The organism is Helicobacter cetorum (assembly GCF_900198405.1).
GTDB lineage: Bacteria > Campylobacterota > Campylobacteria > Campylobacterales > Helicobacteraceae > Helicobacter > Helicobacter cetorum_C.
Genome location: NZ_FZMR01000050.1, coordinates 1 through 1,022, shown reverse-complemented (window position 1 = coordinate 1,022; position 1,022 = coordinate 1). Strand labels below are relative to the sequence as shown.

The 1,022-nt window shown below is 28.1% G+C and carries 1 protein-coding gene; it reads left to right on the top strand.

Annotated elements, in window-relative coordinates; genetic code table 11:
- Positions 1-149 precede the first annotated feature (149 nt).
- Positions 150-731: a hypothetical protein gene (locus C6H25_RS08525; RefSeq protein WP_104748986.1), complete on the top strand. Its 582-nt coding sequence runs from the start codon at positions 150-152 to the stop codon at positions 729-731.
- Positions 732-1,022: the final 291 nt, after the last annotated feature.

Sequence of the window (1,022 nt, the reverse complement as noted above, 5' to 3'; positions counted from 1 at the left end):
TATCTATCTATCTATCTATCATCTTATAAATTCTATTAACTTTTATTAAATTAAATTATTGTAGTATTTAGTTCTAGCTTTAATAAATGATAATAAAAATTTATCATTGTTTATAGCTATGAAAAATTTTATTATATTAAGGATTTTTGATGAAAAATCTTAAAACTCTAAGCTTATGCGTCCTTCTAAATTTAGGAATCTTAAACCATGTAGCTCACGCTGAAAAATTGCACGATACCATAATCTATCCAGAGTGGCTCAAAACCAATTTATTTAATTTTGATAACCCTCGCAATCAGTATGTTGGCTCTGCATCCATTGTAAGCGAGAGAAGTGATTTCTACTCTAGCTATATCCCTTATAACGAAAAGCTATCTGCCGAACAGAATGCAGAAAAAATCGCCTTTTTGAGAGCCAAACTAAACGCTTATAACGCTTTAGAATCTATTCTAGTCGCTAGAAAAATGCGTAAGCGTATCTATGAGGCACTCAACGCTAAAACTGAAAATGTCAATGACCTATTTAAAATCGTTGATTTTCTAGTGTCTCAATCTATCGTTGCTAAAAGATTTGTGGATAAAACTAATCATCGTGTGTATATAATGGTGCAATTCCCCCTTATCCAGCCAGAAGAACTCATAGCTTATTGGCAAAAACGAAACAGCAAGCTCTCTAATGAAAATGCCAAAAATCTAAGCACTATTCTCAATAAAACTTTATTTGATATTTAACATTAAAAATACTTTTTAAATTATATCACAAAACTATGCCTACAAAATAGGCATGGTTTCTTTTAATTGATATTATTTAAATTACATTGATGGGCTACCTTATATTTTCGCCAAGCAAAACAACACTTCGTTTTTACTAGATAATTGCCATAAACAATAGATTTAATAAAATATCGCTTTCATATTTGCAATAAATGGTTATTTTCTAAAAACAAAATTACTATTCATTGTTTATTTTTTATTAAATATATTTTTATATAATTTATAAATACTTATCTACTTATCTACTTA

Bases quoted from the DNA above. Each gene is read 5' to 3' on its own strand.
- C6H25_RS08525 (WP_104748986.1), top strand. From the start codon at position 150: ATGAAAAATCTTAAAACTCTAAGCTTATGCGTCCTTCTAAATTTAGGA.